Genomic DNA, 6,145 nt, shown 5'->3' on the forward strand with positions numbered 1-6,145 from the left:
GAGGCTGATCGGGTCCCCGGTGGCGACCTTCAGGACGGTCGGTTCGATCCAGTAACCCTCGGAGTCGTCCCCGCGTGCCCCGAGGAGCACCTCGGCGCCGCGGTCCACCGCGGCGTGGATGGCGGTCATCACCCGTTCGTAGTGGCCGCGGTAGATGATCGGGCCCAGGGTGTCGTCCTGGTCGATTTCGGGGGCGGCCAGCCGGTAGGCGGCGACGGCGGTGACGATCTTCTCGGTGAGGGCCTCGGCGATGGAGTCGTGGGCCAGGACGCGGCACGCGGCTCCGCATTCCTGGCCGGTGTTCCAGAACCCGGCCTCGGCCACGGTCGCGGCCACCTGGTCCAGGTCGGCGTCCGGGCAGACCAGCACGGGGGCCTTGCCGCCGAGCTCCAGGTGGGCGGGGACCACGTTGGCGGCCGCGGCGCCGGCCACGGACCGGCCGGCCCCCACGCTGCCGGTCAGGGCGATCATGTCGATCCCGGGATGGGCGCTCAGGGCGGCCCCCACGGTGGACCCGGATCCGTTGACGATGTTCAGGACCCCGGGCGGGAGGATGCCGTCGGCCAGTTCGGCCAGGCGCAGGGTGGTCAGCGGGGTGACCTCGCTGGGCTTGAGCACGATGGTGTTGCCGACCATCAGCGCCGGGGCGAGCTTCCACGCGACCATCAGCAACGGGTAGTTCCACGGGGTGATCATCCCGATGACGCCCAGCGGTTCGCGCAGGATCATCGAGGTGATGTCCTCCACGTAGTCCCCGGCGGCGACGGTGGTGGTGCTGCGCCCGGCGCCGGCCATGAAGCGGAACGTGTCGATCGCAGAGTCGACGTCGTCCGCGGTGACCGCCGGCGGCTTGCCGCAGTTCAGGGCCTCGAGGGTGCGCAGGCGGTCGCGGTCGTCCCGCAGGGCGTCGGCCAGGGCCAACAGCACCTCGGCCCGGTCCTTCGGCGTGCGCGTCGCCCAGCCGGGAGCCGCGGCGCGCGCGGCCGCCACGGCCGCGTCGACCTCGGCGGCCCCGCCCCGGGGCACGGTGGCCAGGACGGTGCCGCGGGCCGGGTCCACGACCTCGGAGGTCTCACCGGTGGCGGACTCGACGTGCCGGCCGTCGATGTAGTGGTCACACCGGGGCATCTCCACGGTGAAGGGCTGCTCGGCGCGCAGCACGGTTACGGCCGCGGACAGGATGTTCTGCTCGGTCATCGGGACCTCCAGGAAGGGTGGGGAAGGGTGGGGGCGTGGGTGGCGGTGGCGCAGACATCCGCCAGGCCCGACGCCGGCCGGCGCGGGCCGGCGTCGGGACCGGCGGCTCAGGAGGCGAAGGCGCCCTGCAGCAGCTCGAGGGCGTCGCGGAGCTCTGCGCGTCCCTGGGCGGACAGCGGTGCCATCGGCCGGCGGGGCGCCCCGGCGGGAACGCCCTGCAGTTCCAGGCCGGCCTTGACCGCGGGGATGAACTGGCCGGAGATCATGGTGTCGATCACCGGGTAGAGCCGCTTCCACTGCGCCAGGGCCCCGCTCAGGTCCCCGGCGGTGATGGCGTCGTAGATCGCCACGATCTCGGTCGGCACCACGTTCGCGGCACCGGCCATGACGCCTGCGGCGCCCTCGACGAGGGCCGAGTAGAGGTAGACGTCCCAGCCGATGAACGTGCCGATCCGGTCCCCGTGGTGGTGGATCAGCTGCAGGCCCTGTTCCCAGTTCGCCCCGGAGTCCTTCACGTAGCGGATGTGCTCGAACTCCTCGGCCAGGGTGCCGATGGTGTCCGGGTCGAGGTTCACGCCGGTGGCCCCGGGGATGTTGTAGAGCATGATCGGCAGCTCGACCTGCTCGGCCACGTCCCGCAGGTAGGTGGTGGTCTCCTGGAGCGACAGCGCCTCGTAGTACGGGGTGACGAGCATCAGCACGTCCGCACCGGCCTGCTGGGCGGCCCGGCTCTGGCGGACGGCCTCGGCCGTGGTGACGGCACCGGTCTGGGCGATCACCGGGACCCGGCCGGCCACGTGAGCGGTGACCTCCTCGACCATGCGGATGCGCTCGTCCGGGGTCATGGTGGCGAACTCGCCCGTGGAACCCCCGGCCACCACGCCGTGGACACCACCGGCGATGGAACGGTCCACCACCTGCCGCAGGACGGGGACGTCGATCTGCTCATCGGCGTCGAAGGGGATGGCCAGGGCGGTCAGGACACCGCGCAGTTCGTTCGTCATGATGGTTGCCTTTCGGTGGTGTGGGGTGGTCAGCTGACCAGGGCGTCGTCGAGGGCGGGTACGGCTTCGAGCGCGGACCGGGTCTGGCGCTCGGTGGCCAGTCGGCTGGCGATCTCCTGGGCGGCCGAGAACCCGGACATGATGGAGCTCTCGGTGTAGAGGGTGCCGAGGTAGTCACCGGCCAGGAACACGCGATCGGTGCCGCGCATGAGCGTGGACTGGAGCTTGGCGCGGCCGGGGAAGCTGTAGGGCGAGGCCACCTTCCACCGGGCCGCCTTGGCCTCCACGACGCTGTCGGCGAAGCCGTGGCCGAGCACCTGGTCGAGGTCCGCCAGGTGGGTCTGGACGACCTCCTCGTCGCTCTTGTCCAGCAGGGCGGCGCCCAGGCTGGCCGGGGAGAAGGTCATGAAGCTGCCGCCGGGCTTGCGGACGGACTCGGTGCCGCGGACGATGCTCGCCTGGTTCAGAGCGATCGCGAACGAGCGCTTCGGGGCGGCGATGGCGTAGATGTCGTCCCAGGGCCGGGCGGAGGTCTCATCGGTCAGGAAGGCCGAGCTGACGTGCGGACCGTACTTGATCTGCCCGAGCGCACCGCGCAGGTCCTCGGGCAGGTCCACGCCGATCCGGTGGGACACGTCGGCGGTGGTCGCCAGGACGACGGAGCGCGCCTCGACCTCGTGGTCCCGGCCGTCCTGGCTGTAGCGGACGAGGACCGAGTTCTTCCGGTGCACCACCTCGTGCACGGTGGCGCCCAGGCGGACACGGTCGCCGAGGGCCACCGCGATCGATTCGGTCAGGGTGGACGGGCCGCCCACGATGCCGCGGTTCAACCCCTGCCCGAAGCCCAGCACCAGGCTGAAGTAGCCGATGCCGGCCCCGGCGGAGATCTGGTCCATGTCCCCGGCGGAGCGCGTGACGGTCGTCTTGAACAGGGCCGCGGCATCCTCGGAGGTGTTCCCGATGAGGTCCAGGAAGGAGTTCTCGTTCTGGAAGTCGTAGATGCGCTGCTGGCGCATCGCGTCGGACTCCCCGGCGCGCTTGCGCACGACCCCCGTGTACTTCGCCACGCCGGCCACGACCTTCATCCCGGCCCGCAGCGTGTCGACCCGGGAGGCCAGCGGCATCGGGATGCGGAACGGGTAGGTGGCGATGTGCCCCTTCTTGATGAACTTCCCGTTCATGGACAGCCCCTGCAGGGAGCCGGGGATCTCCACGGCGGTCACGCCGACCTCGGTGAGCAGGGCGTCGGTGGAGGAACCGGGTCCGGCGAAGACGTGCCCGCCCCAGTTCATCCAGTAGTCCCCCCGGCGCTCCGAACGGATCCGGCCGCCGACCCGCTGGTCCGCCTCCAGGACCACGGTGTCCCAGTGGCGCAGGCGCCAGGCCGCGGACAGGCCGGCGAGCCCGCCGCCGATGATGATTGCGTCTTTCATGAGGTTGCCTTCCACTGCGACTCGATGTGATCCATCTCTCAGTACAGTAATCTGTGATTTGTGATCACACAAGAGGTGGTGCGAAGTCTGGGGAAGTCATGGGAGGGGGACTCGGGCCCCAGGCTTCCGGGCGGACGGAGGGGCTCAGCCCTCGGGGAGGGCCTGACGGATGCGACCGGTCGCGGCGTCGATCGAGGCCGCGGCCAGTTCCCTCGCCCGCAGGGCGTCGCGGTCGATCGCCGCCTGGAGCAGCAGGGCCTGGAACTCCAGGAGGATCCCCGGGTTGCCGCTCTCCAGCTCACTGCTGGCCCCGACGATCTTGTAGGACCGGCAGCGCTGCCAGAGCACGTGGATGGTCTCCACCAGGACGGGATTGCCCGCGGCCTCGTACAGGACGTCGAGGAAGCGTTCGTCCGCGTCCAGGTACGGGACGACCTCGCCGGCCTCCAGGTGCGACTCCATCGCCGCATAGGCCTCGCGGAGCCGGGCGATGCCGTCGTCGGACACCGCGGCGGCCCCCAGGCCGGAGGCCTCGATCTCCAGCAGGCGCCGGACGGCGTAGACGTGGAGCAGCTCGGCGGGGGTGAAGCCCTTCACCCGGGCGCCGCGGTTCGGCAGCGTCTCGACGAGCCCGACCTCCTCCAGTCGCCGGATGGCCTCGCGGACGGGCATGACGCTGGTGCCCAGCTCCGCGGCCACGTCCCGGATGCGCAACCGGTGACCGGCGGGGTAGCTCCCGCGCATGATGGCCCCGTGGATCGCCTCGAACACCTGGTCTGCGATGCGGGCCTGCGGCTCGAGCTGAGGGAGGGGCATGTGCCGAAGTATAGGGCTCTCACTCGGGCGGTGATCACAGATCCACTTTCCCTCTTGTTTGATATGTGATCACAAACTACAGTTGCCGCAGTGATGTACGACACACTCCCTGACCTGTCCGTCGTCGTGCACCTATCGACCTTGTGAGGAGTCAACGATGGTTGACAGCATTTACGCGATCGGCGACACGATGTGGCTGGTCATGCTCTTCCTGGCCATGCCGCTCGGGGTGTACCTGACCGTGCGCAGCCGTTTCCTGCAGGTCCGGTTGTTCGTGGACATGATCCGCCAGCTCAAAGGCGACGGGAAGGAGCGCGAAGGAGGCCTGACCCCGTTCCAGGCGCTGATGCTGACGATCGGCAACCGCGTCGGGGTCGGCAACATCGCCGGGGTCGCCACCGCCATCGGCTTCGGCGGGCCCGGGGCGCTGTTCTGGATGGGCCTGATGGCGTTCTTCGGCGCCGCGACGGCCTTCGTGGAGTCGACCCTGGCGCAGATCTACAAGCAGCGCATCGACGGTGAACTGCAGGGCGGCGTCCCCTACTACCTGGAGAAGATCACCCAGAAGCGCTGGCTCGGGATGGTCGCGGCCGCGATCGCACTACTCCTCTACACCCTGCTGGCACCGGGCGTACAGGCCACCAACATCGGCGTCGCCGCGGAATTCGGCCTCGGAGCGCCGACCTGGGTCGTGGGACTGATCGTCACCGCCATCCTCGGCATCATCATCTGGGGCGGACGCCAGCGCGTGCTCAAGTTCGTCAACATCGTCGTCCCGATCATGGCCGTCGGCTACCTGCTGATGGCAGTGGTGGTGCTGGCCGTCAACTTCACCCAGGTCCCGGCGGCCATCGGCCTGATCTTCACCAGCGCCTTCGGCGTGGACTCCGTCTTCGGCGGCATCATCGGAGCAGCGATCGCCTGGGGCGTGCGCCGGGCCCTGTTCTCCAACGTCGCGGGCGTCGGCGAGGGCACCTACGCCGCCGGTGCCGCCGACGTCTCGCACCCGGCCAAGCAGGGCCTGGTGCAGTCCTTCTCCATCTACATCGATACCCTGGGCGTGTGCATGGCCACCGGGCTGATGCTCGTGGTCACGGGGGCCTACAACGTCATCACCACCGACGGCACCACGATCCAGACCAACCTGCCCGGGGTCGCCGCCGGCCCGAACTTCACCCAGGAAGCCATCGCCACAGTCTGGGAACCGCTGGCCGGACCCTTCATCGCCATCGCGATCGCCATGTTCGCACTCACCACGATCGTGGCCTTCTACTTCATTGCCGAGGCCAACCTCGCTTACCTCGTCGGGCACCGGAACCGCGTCCTCGTGCGAATCATGGAGGTTGCCCTCCTGGCGATGACCTTCTACAGCACCATCCAGGACGCCAGCCTGGTGTGGGCCACCGCCGACATCGGATACGGCGCGCTGGGCATCCTGAACTTCACCATCTTGATCTTCACCTCCGGAATCGCCCTCAAGACGCTCAAGGACTACGACCAGCAGCGTGCCGCCGGTCTTGACCCGGTCTTCGACCCGGTCAAGCTGGGCATCAAGCACGCCGACTTCTGGGAGGAGCTCAACGCCGGGGACTCGTCGGTCCTGGCCCCGCGGCCGGCGCAGCGCACCCCTGGCAGGCGGCACGCGTCCCGCGACTGACCCGGTCCTCGACCCGGAAGGGCAGGCTGTCGTTCGCG

5 protein-coding genes are annotated in these 6,145 nt (G+C 69.7%); 1 reads left to right on the forward strand and 4 read right to left on the reverse strand.

Annotated features, from left to right (window positions below; all coding sequences use genetic code 11):
- The 4 genes from PLJ28_RS14590 to PLJ28_RS14605 form a co-directional block, all read right to left on the reverse strand.
- Nucleotides 1–1,197: aldehyde dehydrogenase family protein (locus PLJ28_RS14590; protein ID WP_324590313.1), on the reverse strand; the 1,197-nt coding region annotated here is incomplete at its 3' end.
- A 107-nt stretch (nt 1,198–1,304) separates the two neighbouring features.
- On the reverse strand, nt 1,305–2,201 hold the full coding sequence (locus PLJ28_RS14595) for a dihydrodipicolinate synthase family protein (protein WP_324590314.1): 897 nt from the start codon (nt 2,199–2,201) through the stop codon (nt 1,305–1,307).
- A gap of 29 nt (nt 2,202–2,230) precedes the next feature.
- Entirely contained in the window at nt 2,231–3,634 is a 1,404-nt protein-coding gene (locus PLJ28_RS14600) for a protoporphyrinogen/coproporphyrinogen oxidase (protein WP_183529343.1), read from the reverse strand.
- A gap of 144 nt (nt 3,635–3,778) precedes the next feature.
- Nucleotides 3,779–4,450: a GntR family transcriptional regulator gene (locus tag PLJ28_RS14605; RefSeq protein WP_183529341.1), complete on the reverse strand. Its 672-nt coding sequence runs from the start codon at nt 4,448–4,450 to the stop codon at nt 3,779–3,781.
- A 157-nt stretch (nt 4,451–4,607) separates the two neighbouring features.
- On the opposite strand from PLJ28_RS14605, the gene PLJ28_RS14610 reads away from it, so the two are divergent.
- Complete coding sequence (locus PLJ28_RS14610) at nt 4,608–6,107, forward strand: alanine/glycine:cation symporter family protein (RefSeq protein WP_183529339.1); 1,500 nt, start codon at nt 4,608–4,610, stop codon at nt 6,105–6,107.
- The last annotated feature ends 38 nt before the right edge of the window (nt 6,108–6,145 follow it).

This window comes from Citricoccus sp. (assembly GCF_035445025.1).
Classification (GTDB): domain Bacteria; phylum Actinomycetota; class Actinomycetes; order Actinomycetales; family Micrococcaceae; genus Citricoccus.

Coding starts and splice junctions, on each gene's coding strand:
- PLJ28_RS14600 (WP_183529343.1), bottom strand. CDS start 3,634: ATGAAAGACGCAATCATCATCGGCGGCGGGCTCGCCGGCCTGTCCGCG.
- PLJ28_RS14610 (WP_183529339.1), top strand. CDS start 4,608: ATGGTTGACAGCATTTACGCGATCGGCGACACGATGTGGCTGGTCATG.
- PLJ28_RS14605 (WP_183529341.1), bottom strand. CDS start 4,450: ATGCCCCTCCCTCAGCTCGAGCCGCAGGCCCGCATCGCAGACCAGGTG.
- PLJ28_RS14595 (WP_324590314.1), bottom strand. CDS start 2,201: ATGACGAACGAACTGCGCGGTGTCCTGACCGCCCTGGCCATCCCCTTC.